This is a genomic window from Mycobacteriales bacterium, assembly GCA_036497565.1.
GTDB lineage: Bacteria > Actinomycetota > Actinomycetes > Mycobacteriales > QHCD01 > DASXJE01.
Genome location: DASXJE010000053.1, coordinates 1 through 18,593 on the forward strand (window position 1 = coordinate 1; position 18,593 = coordinate 18,593).

At 72.0% G+C, this 18,593-nt stretch carries 16 protein-coding genes; 7 read left to right on the top strand and 9 right to left on the bottom strand.

Annotation, left to right across the window (positions count from 1 at the left end; genetic code table 11):
* Both VGH85_04815 and VGH85_04820 read right to left on the bottom strand, forming a co-directional pair.
* A partial coding sequence (locus VGH85_04815) for a hypothetical protein (GenBank protein ID HEY2173115.1) occupies positions 1 to 204 on the bottom strand: 204 nt, incomplete at its 3' end.
* A gap of 116 nt (positions 205 to 320) precedes the next feature.
* Positions 321 to 653: a TraR/DksA C4-type zinc finger protein gene (locus tag VGH85_04820; protein HEY2173116.1), complete on the bottom strand. Its 333-nt coding sequence runs from the start codon at positions 651 to 653 to the stop codon at positions 321 to 323.
* Between the two features lie 40 nt (positions 654 to 693).
* Between VGH85_04820 and VGH85_04825 the strand changes: the two genes are divergently transcribed.
* Positions 694 to 1,884, top strand: coding sequence for an amidase family protein (locus tag VGH85_04825; protein ID HEY2173117.1), 1,191 nt, complete (start codon positions 694 to 696; stop codon positions 1,882 to 1,884).
* Here the strand turns inward: VGH85_04825 and VGH85_04830 are convergent.
* Together VGH85_04830 and VGH85_04835 are read right to left on the bottom strand one after the other, a co-directional pair.
* Positions 1,857 to 3,809, bottom strand: a complete 1,953-nt coding sequence (locus VGH85_04830) for a BNR-4 repeat-containing protein (protein HEY2173118.1) — start codon at positions 3,807 to 3,809, stop codon at positions 1,857 to 1,859. The two genes, VGH85_04825 and VGH85_04830, sit on opposite strands and share 28 nt — an antisense overlap.
* A gap of 194 nt (positions 3,810 to 4,003) precedes the next feature.
* Positions 4,004 to 5,719 (bottom strand): BNR-4 repeat-containing protein, encoded by a 1,716-nt coding sequence (locus VGH85_04835; GenBank protein ID HEY2173119.1) that lies wholly within the window; start codon positions 5,717 to 5,719, stop codon positions 4,004 to 4,006.
* A gap of 274 nt (positions 5,720 to 5,993) precedes the next feature.
* Here VGH85_04835 and VGH85_04840 point away from each other — a divergent pair, with 274 nt between their 5' ends.
* Together VGH85_04840 and VGH85_04845 are read left to right on the top strand one after the other, a co-directional pair.
* Positions 5,994 to 6,923, top strand: coding sequence for an ATP-binding cassette domain-containing protein (locus tag VGH85_04840; GenBank protein HEY2173120.1), 930 nt, complete (start codon positions 5,994 to 5,996; stop codon positions 6,921 to 6,923).
* Positions 6,920 to 8,140 (top strand): ABC transporter permease, encoded by a 1,221-nt coding sequence (locus tag VGH85_04845; protein ID HEY2173121.1) that lies wholly within the window; start codon positions 6,920 to 6,922, stop codon positions 8,138 to 8,140. Before VGH85_04840 ends, VGH85_04845 begins: the two co-directional genes overlap by 4 nt.
* Positions 8,141 to 8,147: 7 nt before the next feature.
* On the opposite strand, the gene VGH85_04850 is transcribed toward VGH85_04845, so the two are convergent.
* The gene (locus VGH85_04850) at positions 8,148 to 8,840 is read right to left on the bottom strand and encodes an alpha/beta hydrolase (GenBank protein ID HEY2173122.1); all 693 of its coding nucleotides are present in this window, start codon (positions 8,838 to 8,840) and stop codon (positions 8,148 to 8,150) included.
* A gap of 1 nt (position 8,841) precedes the next feature.
* Entirely contained in the window at positions 8,842 to 9,531 is a 690-nt protein-coding gene (locus VGH85_04855) for a hypothetical protein (protein ID HEY2173123.1), read from the bottom strand.
* Between the two features lie 100 nt (positions 9,532 to 9,631).
* Here VGH85_04855 and larE point away from each other — a divergent pair, with 100 nt between their 5' ends.
* A complete protein-coding gene (larE, locus tag VGH85_04860; protein ID HEY2173124.1) occupies positions 9,632 to 10,480 on the top strand; it encodes an ATP-dependent sacrificial sulfur transferase LarE in 849 nt (282 codons plus the stop codon).
* A gap of 108 nt (positions 10,481 to 10,588) precedes the next feature.
* Here larE and VGH85_04865 read toward each other — a convergent pair whose 3' ends face one another.
* Positions 10,589 to 11,947 carry a DUF3352 domain-containing protein gene (locus VGH85_04865; GenBank protein ID HEY2173125.1) on the bottom strand — a complete coding sequence of 453 codons (1,359 nt, stop codon included), beginning with the start codon at positions 11,945 to 11,947 and terminating at the stop codon, positions 10,589 to 10,591.
* Positions 11,948 to 12,244: 297 nt separating this feature from the next.
* Between VGH85_04865 and VGH85_04870 the strand changes: the two genes are divergently transcribed.
* A complete protein-coding gene (locus tag VGH85_04870) occupies positions 12,245 to 12,628 on the top strand; it encodes a cold-shock protein (protein HEY2173126.1) in 384 nt (127 codons plus the stop codon).
* A 13-nt stretch (positions 12,629 to 12,641) separates the two neighbouring features.
* Here VGH85_04870 and VGH85_04875 read toward each other — a convergent pair whose 3' ends face one another.
* Positions 12,642 to 14,084 (bottom strand): MFS transporter, encoded by a 1,443-nt coding sequence (locus tag VGH85_04875; protein ID HEY2173127.1) that lies wholly within the window; start codon positions 14,082 to 14,084, stop codon positions 12,642 to 12,644.
* A gap of 110 nt (positions 14,085 to 14,194) precedes the next feature.
* Here VGH85_04875 and VGH85_04880 point away from each other — a divergent pair, with 110 nt between their 5' ends.
* The gene (locus VGH85_04880; GenBank protein ID HEY2173128.1) at positions 14,195 to 15,013 is read left to right on the top strand and encodes a DUF3027 domain-containing protein; all 819 of its coding nucleotides are present in this window, start codon (positions 14,195 to 14,197) and stop codon (positions 15,011 to 15,013) included.
* Positions 15,014 to 15,152: 139 nt separating this feature from the next.
* A complete protein-coding gene (locus VGH85_04885) occupies positions 15,153 to 17,999 on the top strand; it encodes an ATP-binding protein (GenBank protein ID HEY2173129.1) in 2,847 nt (948 codons plus the stop codon).
* Here VGH85_04885 and VGH85_04890 read toward each other — a convergent pair whose 3' ends face one another.
* Positions 18,000 to 18,590 carry a TetR/AcrR family transcriptional regulator gene (locus VGH85_04890; protein ID HEY2173130.1) on the bottom strand — a complete coding sequence of 197 codons (591 nt, stop codon included), beginning with the start codon at positions 18,588 to 18,590 and terminating at the stop codon, positions 18,000 to 18,002.
* Between the last annotated feature and the right edge of the window lie 3 nt (positions 18,591 to 18,593).

An 18,593-nucleotide genomic window follows, 5' to 3' on the forward strand; every position in this document is an offset into this window, starting at 1 on the left:
CCGGCGGTCGTCGACCTCGGCGACCAGCCGCAACGACGCCGCCGACAACCGCCGCGCCGCCGTCTCCAGCACCTGCTGCAGGTCGAGCAGCTCCTCATCCCCGCACCGCCACAACGCGGAACCGGCGAGCCCGTCGACCGCGGCCGTCAGGCAGCCGACCGCGTCCCACACCGGGTGTCCACCGGGACCCGAACTGCTGACCATGACCACACCATAAACCGACCCACCGACAATTCTTCGAGCCCGGAAACCCCTGCCACACAAGAACTTTCCGTCACCCCAGAGTGGCTCACCGCAACGCGATCAGTCGCAGTAAACCGCTAGTCGCGTTTGGCAGCGCAGGCCACGCAACGGGTCGCCCAGGGCAGTGCATCGAGGCGTTCCGGAGCGATCGGGCCGCCGCACCGGTCGCACGTGCCGTAGGTGTCTTCCTCGAGTTTCTCCTGTGCGCGGAGCACGTCGGCCAGCACTTCCTGCAGCCGGTCGTGCGCCGCGACCTGCGACAACCGGTCGACCGCGACACTGGTCCCTTCCCCGATCCGCTTGCCGAAGGAGATCCCGCTCGGCTCGCTGGTCGGGAGAGCGAGCCGGGCCAGTTCGGCCTCGAGCTCGGCTCGCTTGGCTGCCAGCACCGCCGCCACGTCGTCCGCCATCCCTTCATGGTCGCACCGGGTCAGCGGGCATGCTGTGGGCATGGCGGACCGTGCGGGAAGCGACCAGGCGGTCTGGCGGGTCGAGGGCAATCCGCTGGTGCGCGGCACCCCTGGCGGACCGCTCACCGGAACGACGGTGGCCGTGAAGGATCTGTACGCCGTCGCCGGTCAGCGGATCGGCGCCGGCAACCCGACGTGGCTCGCCGGTGCGCCGGTCGAGGAGTCGAACGCCTGGGCGATCGATGCCCTGCTCGCCGCGGGTGCCGACATCGCCGGCCTGGCGCAGACCGACGAGTTCGCCTACAGCCTGTCCGGGACCAACGTCCACTACGGGACACCACCGAATCCAGCGTCGCCCGGGCACATCCCCGGCGGGTCGTCGAACGGGCCGGCCAGCGCGGTCGCGCTCGGCCTGGCCGACGTCGGCCTCGGAAGCGACACCGCCGGGTCGATCCGGATCCCGGCCTCCTACTGCGGGCTGCTCGGGTTCCGGCCCACCCACGCGGCGGTGTCCACGACCGGCTTGCTGCCGCTCGCCCCCTCCTTCGACACCGTGGCATGGCTGGCCCGCGACGCCGCCACTCTCGCCCGGGTCGGCGACGTCTTGTTGCCCCAGGCCTGCGCCACGCCGCTGACGGTCGGTCTCCTCGCCGATGATCTCCTCGCGCTGGCCGACCCGGAGGTCGCAGCGGCAGTGGAATCGGCCGGCCGCAGCCTCGTCGGACCGACCGTCCGCAGCATCCCGTCGCTGTGCGAGGGCAACCTCGACGCCTGGCGGGCGGCGTTCCGGGCCGTACAGGGCGCGCAGGCGTGGCGGGCGAACGGGCCCTGGATCACCGAGCATCCCGGGGCGCTCGGGCCGGGGATCGCCGATCGCTTCGCGCAGGCCTCCCGTGTGAGGCCCGAGCAGGAGGACCGCGCCGCCGACATACTGCGTTCCGCCGCGCGGGCGCTCGCCGACCGGATCCCGCCCGGTACGGCGATCTTGCTGCCGGCGGCGAGCAGTACGGCGCCCGCGGCGCAGCTGAGTGCGGATCGCAAGGAGGCCATCCGATCGGGCACCGTCGCGCTGACCTGCCTGGCCAGCCTCGCCGGTCTCCCGGCAGCCGTCCTCGCCCGGCTCGACGTCCAGGGCGGGCCGGTCGGACTCTGCGCGATCGCCGGACCCGGCCAGGACCGGGCGCTGCTCGACCTCGCGGTCGGTCAGGCGGCGACGACACCGACCCGGTGAGGCGGGCAGCTGCTCCGGGCAAGGGTGGCGCTGCCGGCGAACCTGGCCTGGTAGCTGACGGATACCCCGGGATGCGTCGTGACGTGGGTGAGCCCGCCGCTTCCGGTCCGAACCGTTGCCCGCGGCGCCCAGGTGCGCCCGTTGACGGACTGCCACAGCTGCACGGGGACGTTGACGATGCCCGCCCCGGACGTGGCGGCGACGAGACGTATTCCCACGACCACCGGCCGTCCCGCGACCACGGTCGCGTGGTCGACGCTGAGCCGGATCGCCGTCTTCGCCATCATGCCGACGGCGGGCGACGGAGAGACCGATGCGCCCCAAGGCGCTGCCCGGGTGAAGCGCACCTGGTACCGGGTGTCCGCGCTCTGCCGCACCGTCCATTGCACCAGCCCGGTCGCGTCGGCCGTCACCGTCGACACCTCGCGGTACGGCTGGTTCGCGATATGGCTCCACAGCGAAAGCCGGCCATGGGCGACGACCGTGCCCTGGTAGCCCTGCACGACCCGGCCGCTCACGGTCAGCGGTTGTCCCGGCGTGACCCCCGGCGTGGAGAGACTGATCCGCGTGGTGGTCGGAGCAGGCCCTGTGGTGAGCGCCCGGATCTGGGTCAGGAAATTGCCCTTCCAGTGGTCGTACCGGCCCGACATCCACAGGGCCTGGACGTCGCCGGGCGGTCCCCACGGGACGATCGGTCGGACGTTCTTCACCGGGGAGTCGGGGGTGAGGTCGACCGGCGCATCGAAATGCACGCCGCCGTCGGGGGTGTGCCAGCGCTGAATCCGCCACGCCTTCCCGGCCTCCCGGGACGTGTAGAGGGTGGACGGATCGTTCGGATCGAGGGTCAGGCCGCCGGAGTAGTCGGGCTCGCTGCCGGTCGACACGATCGATCCGCCGGCGGCGACGAATTCATTGTCCGTCCAGGCGGAACCCGTCCACCGGGTGTAGTGGTAGCGGTGGTCCGTGTCGGCGGGGGCCGAGCGCGGGAACGACGCGAACGCGATCACCGGGTGCCCGTCCTGACCGAAGGCGACACTGTGCACCCACGCCTTCCCGCCCGTCCCGGCCCCGTCGTAGGCCTTGGCGAGGCTCTTGGTGTGCACCGGTGCGGCCGGCAACGGGTTGCCCGGCTGCCGTGGACCGAGGGTCGCCAACGACCTCCCGTCGACGCTGTGCAGAACGCCGCCGCGGTAGATCAGCGCGTAGATCGAATTGGTCTTGACGTCCCGCGGGTGCCCGTCGGTGAAGGCGATGAGGATGCTGTCCGTGCCGTTGGTCGCGTACTTCGCATAGGGCCGGGCGAAGGATCCGGCGCCATCGGGTACGGCGATGTCCTGCGCGTCCGACCAGTGCGCGAGGTTGGCATCGCTGCTCCACATCACGGCAGGACGGTTGTCCCCGGACCGGAAAAACAGATACGTCCGGTGCTCTGCGGGGAGATATATGGGGTTGGCATAGGTGAATCCCTTACCCCCAGGGCTGTTTCTGCCGTCCACCGTCTTCTCCGGTCCGAAGGTGCTGATGTCCTCCGGGTGGACCGAGATCCGGTAGTACATCTGTGCGCCGCCGTGCTTGGAGTAGAAGACGGCGATCCGGCCGTCGGGCAGCACCTCGAGGCCGGGCGCGGCATGGTCGTCCGCCTGGAACTTCGGGTGCAACGTGGTGTGGGTGAGCGCCGCGGTGCCGTTGTCGAGGCTGACGACGTCGATGTCGCCGGTGGAGGTCACGTAGCCGACGTAAGTCCGGTCATGGGCGCCGACATAGTGGATGGCCCGGGGGTCCTGGAACCAGCACCACGCACCATCGGCGACCAACTCGCCATTCCGCGGAGCGGGGGCCGCGGCCGACGCCGTACTCGGTTGGACGGCGACGAGGGCGAGGAGTGCGAGGGCAGCACCGATCGCGCGGAGCCGTCCGACGGCCACGTGTACACCCCCATGCGGGCAGAGCCCGGAACACCACGTGCTGACTGGCGCCCGGCTTCGGCCGGGCGACCAGCACTAGTCTTGTCCTTCTCACGCCGATGCGAGTGAAAACCGAGGTATCTCCCGAAGTATCAGTTTCGTGACCTGCCGCTCGGTGTCCAAGCGCTACGGCGACGTGGTCGCCCTCGACGAGATCACCTTCGACCTACTCGCCGGTGAGCTCTGCCAGAGTTGTACGGGGATGCCGACGATGCCCGCCCGGAGGTGGCGGCCACGGTGCGAATGCCGACGACGGCCGGCGACGGGGACACCGAGGCGCCCCACGGCGCGGCCCCTGCGAAGCGCACCTGATACCGGGTGTCCGCGCTCTGCCGCACGGTCCAGTGCGCCAGCCCGCCCGCGTCCGCCGTCACCGTCGACACCTCGTGGTAGGGCTGGTTCACGATATGGCTCCACAGCGACAGCCGTCCGTGGGCGACGTTCGAGCCCTCGAAGCCCTGCACCACCCGGGCGCTGACGGTCAGCGGTTGTCCTGGCCCGGCGGCCGGCGCGGAGAGACTGATCCGCGTGGTGGTCGGCTCCGGACCACTGGTGAGCGCCCGGATGTGGGTCAGGAAATCGCCCTTCCAGTGGTCGTACCGGCCGGACATCCAGAGGGCGTGGACGTCGCCGGGCGGCCCCGACGGAATGACCGGTCGGATGTTCTTCAGCGGGGAATTGGGGGTGAGGTCGACGGGGGTATCGAAATGCAAGCCGCCGTCGGGGGTGTGCCAGCGCTGGATCCGCCACGCGCTCCCGGCCTTCCGCGAGGTGTAGAGGGCGGACGGATCGTTCGGGTCGAGAGTGAGGCCGCCGGAGTAGTCCGGCTCGCTGCCGGTGGACACGATCGATCCTCCGGCGGCGGCGAACTCGTTGTCGGTCCAGGCGGAACCCGTCCACCGGGCGTAGTGGTAGCGGTGGTCCGTGTCGGCTGGGGCCGAGGATCGCGGGAAGGACGCGAACGCGATCACCGGGTGCCCGTCCTGACCGAAGGCGACGCTGTGGACCCACGCCTTCCCGCCCGCGTCCGCCCCGTTGTAGGCCTTCGCGAGGCCCTTGATGTGCACCGGTGCGGCGTGCAACGGGCTGCCCGGCCGCCGTGGACCGACGGTCGCCAGCGACTTCCCGTCGACGCTGTGCAGGACGCCGCCGCGGTAGACGAGCGCATAGATCGAATTGGTTTTGGCGTCCCGAGGGTGTCCGTCGGTGAAGGCGATGAGGATGCTGTCGTTGCCGTTCGTCGCGTACTTCGCATAGGGCCGGGCGAAGGATCCGGCGCCGCCTTCGGGTGCGGCGATGTCCTGCGCGTCCGACCAGTGCGCAAGGTTGGTATCGCTGCTCCACATCACGGCAGGACGGTTGTCCCCGGACCGGAAGAACAGATAGGTCCGGTGTTCTGCGGGCAGGTAGATGGGGTTGGCATACGTGAATCCCTTGTCCCCAGGGCTGTTTCGCCCGTCCACGGTCTTCTCCGGACCGAACGTGCTGATGTCCTCCGGGTGGACCGAGATCCGGTAGTACATGTGTTCGCCGCCGTGCTGGGAGTAGAAGACCGCGATCCGGCCGCCGGGCAGCACCTCGAGGCCGGGCGCCGCATGGTCATCCGCCTGGAACCTCGGGTGCAACGTGGCGTGGGTGAGTACCGCCGTGCCGCTGTCGATGCTGACGACGTCGATGTCTCCGGTGGACGTCACATAGCCGACGTAGGTCCGGTCGTGGGCGCCGACATAGTGGACGGCACGGGGGTCCTGGATCCAGCACCACGCACCGTCGGCGACCACCTCGCCGTCGCGCTGGGTCGGGGCGATCGCCGAAGCCGTACCCGGTTGGACCGCGACCGGGGCAAGAATCGCCAGCGCAGCAATCACCATGCGAAGTCGTCCGACAGTCATGTGCACACCCCCACCCGGGTGGACCGAGAATGCCGTGAACCCAAAGCCGCCCGGTCCCGAGTCGGGCAACCAGCGCTAGTGTTGCCCTTCTCTGCGCAATTTGGGCGAAAACCGAGCTATCCGCCGAAGTATCAGCTTCGTGACGGCTCGCTCTGTACGGGCGGGCAGTCGAAATGGTTCGACACGGCCTCTACATTGGCCGAGGCGCACGGGTCCACAACACGGGTCGACAAACCAGACGAGGACGGGCTGCATGACGGAATCGGCGATCGACGCCGACGCGCGGTTGGAGATCGACGCAGTGTCCAAGCGCTACGGCGACATAGTCGCCCTCGACGAGATCACCTTTGACGTACACGCCGGTGAGCTCTTCGGGTTCGTCGGTAGCAACGGCGCCGGAAAGACGACGACGATGCGGATCGCGCTGGGCGTGCTGGCCGCCGACTCCGGCGAGGTCCGGTGGAACGGGTCGCCGGTCACCCTCGAGACCCGCCGCCAGATCGGCTATATGCCGGAGGAACGCGGCCTCTACCCGAGGATGAAGGTCGGCGAGCAGCTGATCTACCTGGCCCGCCTGCACGGCATGTCGACCGAGGCGGCCCGGCGGGCCATGGACTCGTGGACCGACCGGCTCGGTGTCGCCTCCCGCCGCGACGACGAGGTGCAGAAGCTCAGTCTGGGCAACCAGCAGCGGGTCCAACTGGCCGCCGCCCTGATCCACGACCCGCGGATCCTCGTCCTGGACGAGCCGTTCTCCGGCCTCGACCCGATCGCCGTCGACGTGATGAGCGAGGTGCTGCGGGAGCAGTGTGCGGCGGGCGTGCCGGTGGTGTTCTCCAGCCACCAGCTCGACCTCGTCGAGCGGCTCTGCGACCGGGTCGGCATCGTCCGCGGCGGCCAGATGGTGGCCTGCGGCTCGGTCGACGAGCTCCGCTCGGGCGGCACCACCCAGCTCGTTGTTGACGCGCCCGGCGCTCCCGAGACTTGGGCCGCCGGACTTCCGGACGTGACGGTACGAGGCCGGGAAGGCAGCGCGACCGTCCTCGATCTGGGCCCCGGCGCCGACGACCAACTGGTACTCAAGACCGCGCTCGCCTCCGGGCCGGTGCGGGAGTTCGCCCGCCGCCGGCCATCCCTGACCGAGCTGTTCCGCAACGTCGTGAGTGAAGGGGAAGCCGCATGACCGGCACGCCGGTGGAGAGCGCCGACACCACGCTGGGGTCGGGATCGGCGGTGTGGCTGATCGCCCGCCGCGAGATCGACACCCGGCTGCGGTCCAAGGCTTTCCGGATCGCGACCGCCGTGACGGTGGTGATCCTCGTCGCGCTGACCATCGTCCTGAAGTTCGTCAACGGCGGGACCTCGGCCTCCGCGGTGGGTCTCGCGGGTCGGGACGCCGTCATCGCCGCGCCGTTGAAGGCCAGTGCCTCGGCGGTCGGCCAGAAGGTGACCACCAGCACCGTGTCCGCCGCGGCGGGCCGGCAGCAGGTCCGCGACGGCAAGCTGGACGCTTTCGTGGAGACCGACGGCGGACAGCTGCGGGTCATCGTGAAGAAGAACCTCGACGGCAAGGTCAAGGGCGTGCTGACGGTGCTCGCCCAGCAGGTCGCGCTCGACCAACAGATCGCGAAGCTCGGCGGAGACCCGGCTCAGGTCGACCGGACGGTGGCCGCGGCGAAGCTCGACGTCGTCGCGTTGCAACCGCCGCACAAATACCAGACACAGCAGCTGATCGTCGGCATCATCGCCGGGATCCTCATCTACATGTCGCTGATGATGAACGGGCAGTCGGTCGCTCAGGGGGTGGTCGAGGAGAAGTCCAGCCGGGTGGTCGAGCTGCTCCTGTCCACGATCCGGCCGTGGCAGCTGATGGCCGGCAAGGTGCTCGGCATCGGGATCGTGGGTCTCTTACAGATGGTGGCCATCGGAGTCGCCGGTCTCGTCACCGGGCTGCTGACCGGAGTGCTCACGATCTCCGTGTCGGCGGCGACCGGAACTCTCGTCTGGCTGGTGGTCTGGTACCTGCTCGGGTTCTTCGCCTACGCGCTGGCCTTCGCCGCCGTCGGAGCGCTGGTGTCCCGCCAGGAGGACGTCGGCGGCGTGATCGCACCGGTGCTGATGTTCGTCATCATCGGTTACGTGCTCGGCATCTCGATCCTGCCGTCCAACCCCGGTAGCGGGCTGATCGAGGTGCTGTCGGTGATCCCGATGTTCGCCCCCACGCTCATGCCGATGCGGCTGGCGATGGGCGGGGTGCCGCCCTGGGAGGCCGGCCTGGCCGTCATCCTGGTCATCGCACTCATCCCGGCGCTCACCTGGCTCTCCGGCCGGATCTACCGCAACGCGGTGATCCGCACCGGCGCCCGGGTCCGGTTGAGCGACGCACTCCGCGGCACCTGACCGCCGGTCAGGGCAGGTCGGCGAGAACGACGTCGGCCAACGCCGCCGGACGGGACAGGAAGGGGCTGTGCCCGCCCGGCAGCTCGACCGGCTCGACCCCGAGCAGTTCGCGGGCCAGTCGACGCTCGCCGTCGGGCACCAGAGCGCGGTCGTCGGCGCACACCACGTAGCGACTCTCGGCGTCGGGCCACCGGGTGAACGGCGCCGCGACCCGGGTCGGGGTCCAGCACTGCCGGCGTAGTCGCGCCGCCGTCGCCGCGGCCAGGAGTGGCTCGCAGTCGGCATAGAAGACGCCGACCGCGGCGGCCGGGTCCCAGCTGGTCGAGCCGTCCTCGTGCACCTGCTGGCCGGCGGCCAACTCGGCGGAGAAGAGGCCGCGGTGCGAGCGGGCGATCGAGTCCCAGCTCTCGTCGGGCTGGGGCACGAGAGCGCAGACGAACACCATCCGACGTACCGGACGCAGGCCGGCGACGACCGGCAGGGTCAGGCCGCCCAGCGAATGACCCACCAGGACGACGTCGTCCCCGGTGTCTCCGAGGGACTCATCGACGAGTCGGGCGTAGTCCGCCGTGGTCGGCACGGGATCCTCGGTCGGCAGGTCGACCGCCACGGCGTCGACATCGCGCCGGCGGAGTTCGTCGACGAACGGCGCCCAGCATTCGGCGTCGTGCCAGGCACCGTGCACCAGCCCGATCAGCACGTCAGGACGACGACGCTCCCTGCGGCGCGGTGACGTCCAGGGTCGGCTCGGTGTTGCGGGCCGGTCCGGTCAGAACGCGGCAGTCTTCGATGCTTGCGGCCAGCAGGTCGTGCAGGTACGGGTCGGGCTCGGGCACCGAGGCGGCGATGCTGTACACCGCGTAGCGCACGGTGCTCGGGGCGGCGTGCCGGCGGAACGCGCGTTTGGACGGGCCGGTGCTCATGCTGTGCCGCACGGCCCAGCGGGCGGCGTGCGGAACCGCGGCGAGCATCTCCCGGCTCCGCTGCTGACTCCACGCGGCCGGATGCCCGTCGAGGTCGCCCAGGACGCGATTGCCACACAGGACGGCGACCGCCAGCACCTGCTGACGCTCGGCGGAGACGATCGGCAGTGCCGTGTTGGCCGCCCGGAGCGCGAGGGCGATGTCGACGTGCAGGTCGTCACTGACGAGCCCGATCACACCGGGGATCAGGTCGGCGAGCGGCTGCCGACCGGCGTCGGTGCTGTTGTCGTTCACGTGCCGGGCGAGGGCGGCGAGCAGCGGATGGGTGCAGTCCGGATGGTCGCTCCACCGTTCGCCGGCCAGGTAGGACGCCAGCTCCATGAAGCACGCCCCCTTGCGTGGGCTGCGGTGCTTGCCCCGCGAGAGCATCGGGACGAGTTCAGGTATCAGCACGCTGTCGCTTTTCATCACGTCTCCCCGTGTACGGCGCTCCTGTGGTTAGTGTGCGCCCCGAATGAGCCCCGCGGTCGAAGTTGGCCGCCTCCGGGCGGTCGCCTAGGCTCTGAGCGTGTCCTCCGACCCGCTTCTCGACGCCCGACTGGCCGATCTCGATGCGCAGCTGCGCGGTCTGGGCAGCGTGCTCGTCGCCTTCTCCGGCGGCACGGACTCGGCGTTCGTCCTCGCCGCCGCGGCGCGGGCGCTCGGTGCCGACCGGGTGGTCGCGGGTACGGCGGTGTCGGCGAGCCTCGCCGCCGGTGAGCTCGACGACGCGCGGGCCTTCGCGGCCGGGCTCGGCGTACCGCACGAGGTGGTGCACACCGAGGAAATGGCCCAGGACGGCTACCGGGCCAATGCCGGGGACCGGTGCTACTTCTGCAAGGCCGAGTTGCTCGACGTACTCGGCCCGCTCGCCGAGCGGCTCGACGTCGCCGCGGTCGCGACCGGCACCAACGCCGACGACGCGGTGGCCGGGTTCCGTCCCGGGATCCGGGCCGCGGCCGAGCGCGGTGCGGTCACCCCGCTGCGCGACGCCGGACTGACCAAGGCGCAGGTGCGCGCGGCGTCGCGGGAGTGGGGACTGGTCACCTGGGACAAGCCGGCGGCCGCGTGCCTGTCCAGCCGGATCGCCTTCGGGGTGAGCATCACCCCGAGCCGGCTCGCGCGCGTGGACCGGGCCGAGTCGGCGCTCCGCGACGCGCTCACCGCGGCCGGGTACGACGTCGGCAACCTGCGGGTGCGTGACCTCGGCGACGACGGTGCCCGCGTCGAGGTCGACCGCGACCTGGTCGACGTACTCGCCGCGCGTTCGGACCTGCTCGCCGTCGTGGACGGCTTTCCGTCGGTGTCCGTCGACCCGCGCGGCTTCCGCTCCGGCTCGATGAACGAGCTTCTCCCCGAACCGGCCCGCTACCGCTGATCTCGGGGTCCCTGCCGGGGTTACGCGACCGACCCATTCCGCTTGAACGTCACGTTCAAGCGCTCTATCCGCATCAACGTCACGTTGACGCGGAATAGCTGCCGGCGGTCAGCCGACGACGAGGCGCACCCGCAGGGTCGCCGTACTCCCGTCGACGGAGGCCGACAGCCCGAACGCCTTCAGCGCCTTTTCGTCGGGTGTGGCGTTGCCCTGCTTCGCGAGGACCCGGTCGAGGTCGACGTAGACCACAGCGGCAGCCTTTCCGGCGTCCGGTACGGCGGTCCGGAACTGGCTCTGCGCGCCGAGTGAGCCACGGTGCTGCAGCGACGTCGCGTACTGATCGGAGCTGGCGATCACCAGACCGTGCGCGCTCTGCCGCACGATCAGCCCGCCACCGGCGATGGCGTTGTTGAGCTTGGCTGCCGCGGCGGCCGCGCGGGCGGGATCCGTCGTGCTGGTGAGCAGGCCGATGGAGGTCAGATCCGGGCCGCCGAGCGCGAAGATCGTCTTGGAACCGACCAGCGCCATGAGGTCGCCGGGCAGGGTCAGCCCGCTCTTCTCCTGGAACGAGGTGAGCGGACCGAGTGCCCGGGCACCGAGTCCGCGGCCGATCGCCGAGTACAGCGACCGGATGTCGGAGTCGAGATGGCCGGCACCGATCGCGACGGCGGTGTCCTGGGGCAACCGGGCGACGTCGGCGCCGACATTGCCGCCCTGTACGCCGGAAACCCCGAAGGCCTTGACCTGTACGTCGGCCACCGAAGTGTCGAAGCGAACCGACAGCGCGAGCCGCGAGGGCAGCTTGGCCGTCTGCGCCTGTCCCGTGGCCGCGCCGTTGGCCTCGGCGAATTTCAGCGCGCCGTGTACGTCGACCCAGGCCGTCGCAATCGCGCCGCCCGGGAGCGCCGAGACGTCGGAGTTGTAGGACCCGGTGCCGCCGAGCGCACTCTGCTTCGCGTCGGTCGCGGCCCGCTGGGCCGCCGCGGGGGAGTCGCTGATGATCGCGTAGCCATCCGTCACGACGTACCCGAAGCGGCTCTGCGTGCTGGCCAGCCGGGCGAGGTCGGTCTTCGCGGTGCCGTCGTCGGTGGTCTGGATCGCGGCGATCGCGTGGATCTTGCCGTTCTGCGGATCGGCGGCGATCGCCAGGTGGTCCCCGATCCAGGGCTTGACGTCGCGGTCGAAGTTGACGCCGCCCGGCGAATTCTGGAACACCGGCTTCAGCAGGCCGTCGCCGAGATTCAGGCCCGAGCTGTTCGCGGCGATGGAGGGGAAGTTACGCAGGAACTTCAGGGCCGCGAGGGTCTCGCCGCCGCCCGGATCGAGGTTGATCGACGCCACCGCCAGCGTGTCCGCGGGCAGGTGCCGCGCCGCCTCGTCGGTGCCCGAACTGACGCTCGCGACGACGGCGTACGCGCCGCCGGCGACTGCCAGAGCCGCGACGACCGCCACCCCGGTGATGATCATGCCGCGGCGCCGTGGCCGCGGAGGTGGCACGGGAGCGGTCAGGTGATCAGGCCCCGGCGGCTCAGGGCCGCCGTCCGGCGGCCGCTGATCGCTCATCTGAAAAACCCCCCAAAACCCCCGCATCACGCGGCGGGCGGCCGCTCGGGCCGCGTCTTCAGCCTAGGCGGGCGGAGGGTGCGCACGGGGTGCTACGCAGGATTGCTCGCGACCTGGGCAGCACGGAGTCGCTAGCCTGTACCAACGAGCGGCCCGGCCGCCCGTCGAGACAACTCCCGGTCCGATCAAGCGAGGCAGCTTGTGCCCAGCGGCAAGGTGAAGTGGTTCAGCGCGGAGAAAGGCTTCGGCTTCCTATCCAGGGAGGACGGCGCCGACGTCTTCGTGCACCGTGATGCGCTGCCTGCGGGCGTCACCGAGCTGAAACCCGGCCAACGGGTCGAGTTCGGCGTCGCGGAGGGTCGGCGGGGCGAGCAGGCGCTCTCGGTCCGGGTGCTCGATCCGCTGCCGTCGGTCTCCCAGACGCAGCGTAAGAACCCGGACGAGATGACGGTCATCGTCGAGGACCTGATCAAGGTGCTGGACGGCGTCTCCAACACGCTGCGCCGCGGTCGCTATCCCGACCGGCCGGTGGCCCGCAAGGTCGCGTCGCTGCTGCGCGCCGTCGCCTCCGACCTCGAGGCCTGACACCGCTCCTGCGCTACTGCTGATCGCCGGCCGGGCGGGCGGTGCTGTTGTCGGGCTCGCCGGGCGGCGTGTCCACCCGCGAGGGACGGTCGAGTCGCGCGCCCCCGCCCAGCCCACGGTTGCCGGCGAGGGTGCCCGCGAGGGCGATCAGCAGTACGGCGGCCGCGACACCGAACCCGATCTGTCCGTCCATGGGCAGGGCGATGCCCAGCGCGCCGCCGAGCACCCACGCCAACTGGAGCAGGGTCTCCGACCGGCCGAACGCTGACGCCCGCATCTGGTCGGGCACCTCGCGCTGGATGATGGCGTCGAGGGACAGCTTCGCGAGGTTGTTGGCGATGCCGGCGACCAGCGCGGCCACGACGGCTATCTCGATCGAGAAGGTCAGCGCGGTGACCACGCACATGGCCGTGGCGGCGCCGAGGCACGCCACGACGGTCACGTCGGGGCGTCCCAGGCGCAGCCGGGCACCGGCCGCCGTACCCAGGAAGCTGCCGCCGCCGGCCGCGATGGCGACGGCGCTGAGCGCGACCACCGCCTCGAAGCCGTGGTAGTCGTGCTGCACGAGGAAGACGAGGAAGAGGGTCAGGAAGCCGGACAGGCCGCGCAGCGCTGCGGCGCCGCGCAGCGCGGTGACTACGTGCCGGCCCAGGGAGCGCTGCCGCCACCGTTTCTTGCTCCGTCCAGGCCCCGTCGTCGGGGCGAGCCGGACCCGGGTCTCCCCGACGGAGCTGTCGACGTGTCGCGGCAGGTGCAGGGCCAGGACGGCCGCGACCAGAAACACCAGCGTGGCCACGCGCAGGGTCCAGGGGCTGCCGCCGACCTTCGCGATGCCCGCGGCGAGCCCGCCGAAGAGGGCGCCGCCGGCGAGTCCGAAGATCGACAACCGGGCGTTGGCGGAGACCAGGGTCAGGGCGCCGGGAAGTACCCGCGGGACGCAGGCTCCCTTGAGCACGTTGAACGCCTTGGAGATCACGAGGAAGCCGAAGACCGCGGGATAGAGCGCGAAGCTGTGGAAGTTCGCGGCGATGATCCACGCCAGCAGCCCGCGGCCGATCATCGTTCCGGCGAGCGCGACCCGTCGGCCGTGCTGCATACGGTCGAGCAGCGGCCCGATGACCGGCGCGACCAAAGCGAACGGGGCCATGGTGATGAGCAGGTAGAGCGCGACGTTGCTGCGCTGCTGGCTGGTCGCGGCGGAGAAGAAGATGGTGTTGGCCAACGCGACGGCCACCATCCCGTCGCCGCCGGTCTGTACGACGTTGAGCCAGATCAGCCGGGTGAGTCCGGACCGGGACGCTCCACCCGCGCGGCTGGCGTCCCCGATCATCCGGACGGTCATCCGGGAGAAGTGTTTGGTCCGGGCCGCGACCGCCCGGGTCACCGTGATCTTCGGCTCCGGCGCGCTTCGCCCGGCCGACGGGTTCGGCGGGTTCGGAGCACTCGGGCTACCCACGGCATCCATCCTGCCGCACGATCCGTCTCACAGGGAGTACGCGCCGCTACCCGCCGCGTGAGGTGTCGGCCGGCCGCGGCCCGCGGGCGTCGATGGGTCATCATGGTGGCGTGACCTCAGCCCCCCGAACGGTGAGCTCGGCCGCCGTGGACAAGCTTTCCGCCGACGCCGTCGACCTCGCGCGCGCCGCGGCCGTCGAGGAGGGCGGCGGTCAGGTCGGTGAGCACCTCGGGCTGCAGAGTGACGGGACCCGCGTGGTCACCCACTTCTTCGCCTCCCTGCTCACCGGCTACTCCGGGTGGCGGTGGGCGGTGACCGTCGCGCGCGCACCCCGGGCCAAGCTGGTCACCGTCGACGAGGTTGTACTGCTGCCCGGCTCCGACGCGGTGCTGGCGCCGGAGTGGCTGCCGTGGAGCGAGCGGCTGCAGCCCGGCGACCTCGGGGTCGGCGACCTGCTCCCCACCGCCCCGGACGACGACCGGCTCGTCCCGGCCTACCTGCAGTCCGACGACCCGGCGGTCGAGGAGGTCGCGCTCGAGCTCGGCCTGGGCCGGGTCCGGGTGCTCTCCCGCAGCGGCCGCGACGACGCGGCCATCCGCTGGCGCGCCGGCGACACCGGCCCGCAGACGGCGATGGCCACCCACGCACCCGCGCCGTGCGCCACCTGCGCGTTCTATCTGCCGTTGGCCGGCTCGCTGCGGGTCGCCTTCGGCGCCTGCGGCAACGAGTTCGCGCCCGCCGACGGCCAGGTCGTCACCGCCGACTACGGCTGCGGGGCGCATTCCGAGGCGCTGGTCGAGGCCGCCCTGCTGTCCGCGTCGGTCGAGCCGACCTACGACGACGTCGGCTTCGACGTCGAGCCGCGGCGCCCCGCGCCCGCTGCGGGTTCGGTCGATACGACGGAAGACGACGATCTCGGCCACAGCTGAGCCGGCGGCCGACCCGTTCGGCACGGCGGCGATCCGGCGGCGGGTCCTCGACGCGTGGGCCGCGTCGCCCGCCCGGTTCCGCGAAGATGCCAACGCCGAGGAAGACCTGGCCCTGGGTGGCTACCGCGACCGCCTCGTCGTGGAGTTGGCGCAGAATGCCGCCGATGCGGCGGCGAGGGCCGGCGTACCGGGCGCATTGCGGCTGACCCTCGACACGTCGCCGACCGGGAGCGTGCTGCGCGCGGCCAACGTCGGCGCACCGCTGGACCGAGCCGGCGTCGAGTCGCTGGCCAGCCTGCGGGCATCGGCCAAGCGGGACGGATCGAGCGTCGGTCGGTTCGGGGTCGGCTTCGTCGCGGTGCTGGCGGTCACCGACGATCCGGCGATCGTCGGGCGCACCGGGGGCGTGCGGTTCTCCGCGGCGGCGTCCCGCGCCGAGGTCGCCGCGCTGCCGAGCCTGGCGGATGAGCTCGACCGGCGCACCGGCCACGTTCCCGTGCTGCGGTTGCCCTGGCCCGACGGCGAATCGCCGCCGGACGGCTTCGACACCGAGGTCCGGCTGCCGCTGCGCCCCGGCGAGGTCGAGTCGGTCCGTGCGATGCTCGCGGCGGTCGAGCCCGAACTCCTGCTGGGCCTGCCCGGACTGCCGACCCTGCAGATCGGCGACCGCGTGCTGCACCGCGCCGATCACGACGGCGTGGTCGAGCTCGCCGACGGCGACCGGCTCACCCGATGGCGGACGCACCACGACTCGGGCCGGATCCCGCCCGAGCTGCTCGCCGACCGGCCGACGGAGGAGCGGGGCCGCGGCGACTGGTCGCTCACCTGGGCGGTGCCGGTCGACGGGCGAGATCGACCCCTCGATCCGCCGGGCGGTCGGGTGCTGCACGCTCCGACCAGGAGCGAGGAGCCCGTCTCGCTGCCGGCCCGGCTGATCGGGACCTTCCCGCTCGCCCCGGACCGCCGCCACGTGGAGCCGGGCCCGCTCACCGACCATCTGGTCCGGGCCGCCGCGGCCGGCTACGCCGCTCTGGTCGCCGATCTTCCGGCCGTGCCCGGCACGTTGTCGATGTTGCCGCAGCCGCGGCTGGCCGGGTCCGAGCTGGACACGGCGCTCGCCGCGGCCGCTCTCGCGGAGCTGCGCACCACCAGGCTGCTGACCGCCGCGGACGGGACGCTGCTCGCGGCGCCGGATGCGGTCGTCATCGACGCCGCCACGCCCGCTCTCGTCGAGGCACTCGCCGACACCGTGGCCGGCCTGCTCGGCGCGGACTGGTCCAGCCGCTCCCTCGCCCCCGCCCTGGCCGCGCTCGGGGTCCGCCGGATGTCCACCGCGGACCTGGTCGAGTTGCTGGCCGGACTGGAGCGGCCGGCCGGATGGTGGCGGCGTATCTACGACGGCCTCGCCGAGTCGCCGGACCGCGACGCGCTCACCGGGCTCCCGGTGCCGCTCGCCGACGGCCGCGTCGTCACCGGTCCGCGCGGTGTCCTGCTGCCGGACGCCGACCTGCCCGCGTCCGCCCTCGGACCGCTCGACCTGCGGGTGGTCGACCCGGCCGCCGCCCACCCGCTGCTCGAACGGCTCGGCGCCCGGCCGGCGACCGCGCGCGCCGTACTGACCGATGACCGGGTGCGCGCCGCCGTCGAGGCTTCTTACGACGACGACGACGATCCGGTCCCGGTCGCCGAGGCGGTGCTCGCGCTCGTCGCCGCTGCCGGAATCGGTCCGGGCGAGCTGCCCTGGCTGGCCGAGCTGGCGCTGCCCGGCGCCGACGGCGACTACTACCCGGCGGGGGAGATGCTGCTTCCCGGCGGCGCGCTCGCCGGTCTGATGAAGCCGGACGCGCCGTTCGGCCGGCTCGACCCGGCGTACGCCGCACGCTGGGGCGACGACGTGCTCGCCGCGACCGGTGCGCTCGGCACGTTCGCGGTGCTGCGTGACTCCGACGTCGACCCGACCGACGCCGACCACGATCTCGACGACGAGCAGGGCTGGTACGACGCGGTGCTGGACCGGCTGCCCGACACCGACCTCCCGCCGGTGCTCACCGAACTCGTCGCCGTGCGCGACCTGGAGCTGGTCCGAAACGAGCAGTGGGCGGCCGCGACCGCCTTGCTCGCCGCCGAGCCGCTGCGGACGGCCGTCCTGACACCGGCGATCGCGCTGCTCCCGGACGGCCGGCGCCTGCCGGTGCCGTCCTATACCCGCTGGTGGCTCGCCGCCCACCCGGTGCTCGACGGACGGCGCCCGGACCGGTTGCGGACCGCGGCCGCGACCGACCTGGCCGGGCTCTACGACGAGACCGCCGTCGACGACGACCTGGCCCGCCTGCTGGGCGTGCGCACCGGACTCGACGACGTCCTGGCCGACGCCGACGGTGCCCGCGACCTGCTCGACCGGCTCGCCGACCCGGCCCGTACCGCGCCGGCCGAGGTGCTCGTCGACCTCTACCCGAGGATCGCGGCAGCACTGACCGGCCTGACGGTCGACCCGCCCGGCGGGGTGCGGGTGGCCGCGGACCGGGTGGTCGAGCCGGAGGACGTCGTGGTGCTCGACGCGCCGTACCTGCTTCCGCTGCTCGCCGCCGCTGTCGTCCCCGGCGGCGCTGACCCGGAGCAGATCGCCGACCTGCTCGGCGTGGACCTCGCCGCTCAGCGCCGGCCCGATGCCCGGGTCACCTCGACGCCGGCCGAATTTGTGCCCTGGGTCGACCTGCCCGGAGCGGCGCTGGCCGCTCGGCGTTGCGGTGCGCCGGTGCCGCCGGCTCGGGTCGCCCGGCACGACGGGCTGCAGGTCGACGGGATCGCGGTGCCGTGGTGGCCGGCCGGCGACATCGATCACGTCGACACCGGCGCGGGCGCGGCCGCCCTGGGTCGGGCGATCGCGTGGCGACTCGGCCGCTGGGACCGGCGCGCCGCGGCCACCGAGGCCCTCGAGCACCCGGCCGACGACGACCGGCTGGTCGCCGAGGACGCGGCCGAGTAGTCACCCGCCCGGGGCCGACGCCGCGTCGATCCAGCCCTTCTCGTAACGGGCCAGGAAGAGCTCCATCGCGGCATCGACGCCGGCCCGGTCCCCGGTGGTGAGCAGGTCGAGCAGCAGACCGCGGGTGACGGCGAGGCCCAGCCGGGCGTGCGCGCGTGCGTCGGCGGGCGGCATGCCGTGGGCGACGGCCGAGGCGACTGTCGGCTCCACCCACGAGTCGATGATCTCGTCGAGCAGCGCGGTGGTGCCGGCCCGGCCCTGCAGGGCCTGCCCGTACATCTCGAAGAACAGCCGCTCGTGCGCCGCCAGCGCCGGATCGGTCAGCCGGTGCCACAGCGCCCGCCCGAGCTCGGCGGGTGAGGCACCGAGGGCGACGTCGAGGTCGGCGAAGACGGCGTGCTGGCGGGCCTCCATCGTCCGCACCACCTCGACCAGCAGCCCTTCCTTCGATCCGAAGTGGTAGATGAGCATGCGATGGCTGGTGCCGAGGGCCGCCGCCAGCTGCCGCAGGCTGAAGTCGGCGACGCCGTGCGCGGCGACGTAGTCCATGGCGGCATCGAGCAGACGCTGCTTCGGATCGGGCGAGGTCATGTA

Bases quoted from the DNA above. Each gene is read 5' to 3' on its own strand.
- VGH85_04820 (HEY2173116.1), bottom strand. From the start codon at position 653: ATGGCGGACGACGTGGCGGCGGTGCTGGCAGCCAAGCGAGCCGAGCTC.
- VGH85_04825 (HEY2173117.1), top strand. From the start codon at position 694: ATGGCGGACCGTGCGGGAAGCGACCAGGCGGTCTGGCGGGTCGAGGGC.
- VGH85_04835 (HEY2173119.1), bottom strand. From the start codon at position 5,719: ATGGTGATTGCTGCGCTGGCGATTCTTGCCCCGGTCGCGGTCCAACCG.
- VGH85_04840 (HEY2173120.1), top strand. From the start codon at position 5,994: ATGACGGAATCGGCGATCGACGCCGACGCGCGGTTGGAGATCGACGCA.
- VGH85_04845 (HEY2173121.1), top strand. From the start codon at position 6,920: ATGACCGGCACGCCGGTGGAGAGCGCCGACACCACGCTGGGGTCGGGA.
- VGH85_04855 (HEY2173123.1), bottom strand. From the start codon at position 9,531: ATGAAAAGCGACAGCGTGCTGATACCTGAACTCGTCCCGATGCTCTCG.
- VGH85_04865 (HEY2173125.1), bottom strand. From the start codon at position 11,947: ATGATCATCACCGGGGTGGCGGTCGTCGCGGCTCTGGCAGTCGCCGGC.
- VGH85_04890 (HEY2173130.1), bottom strand. From the start codon at position 18,590: ATGACCTCGCCCGATCCGAAGCAGCGTCTGCTCGATGCCGCCATGGAC.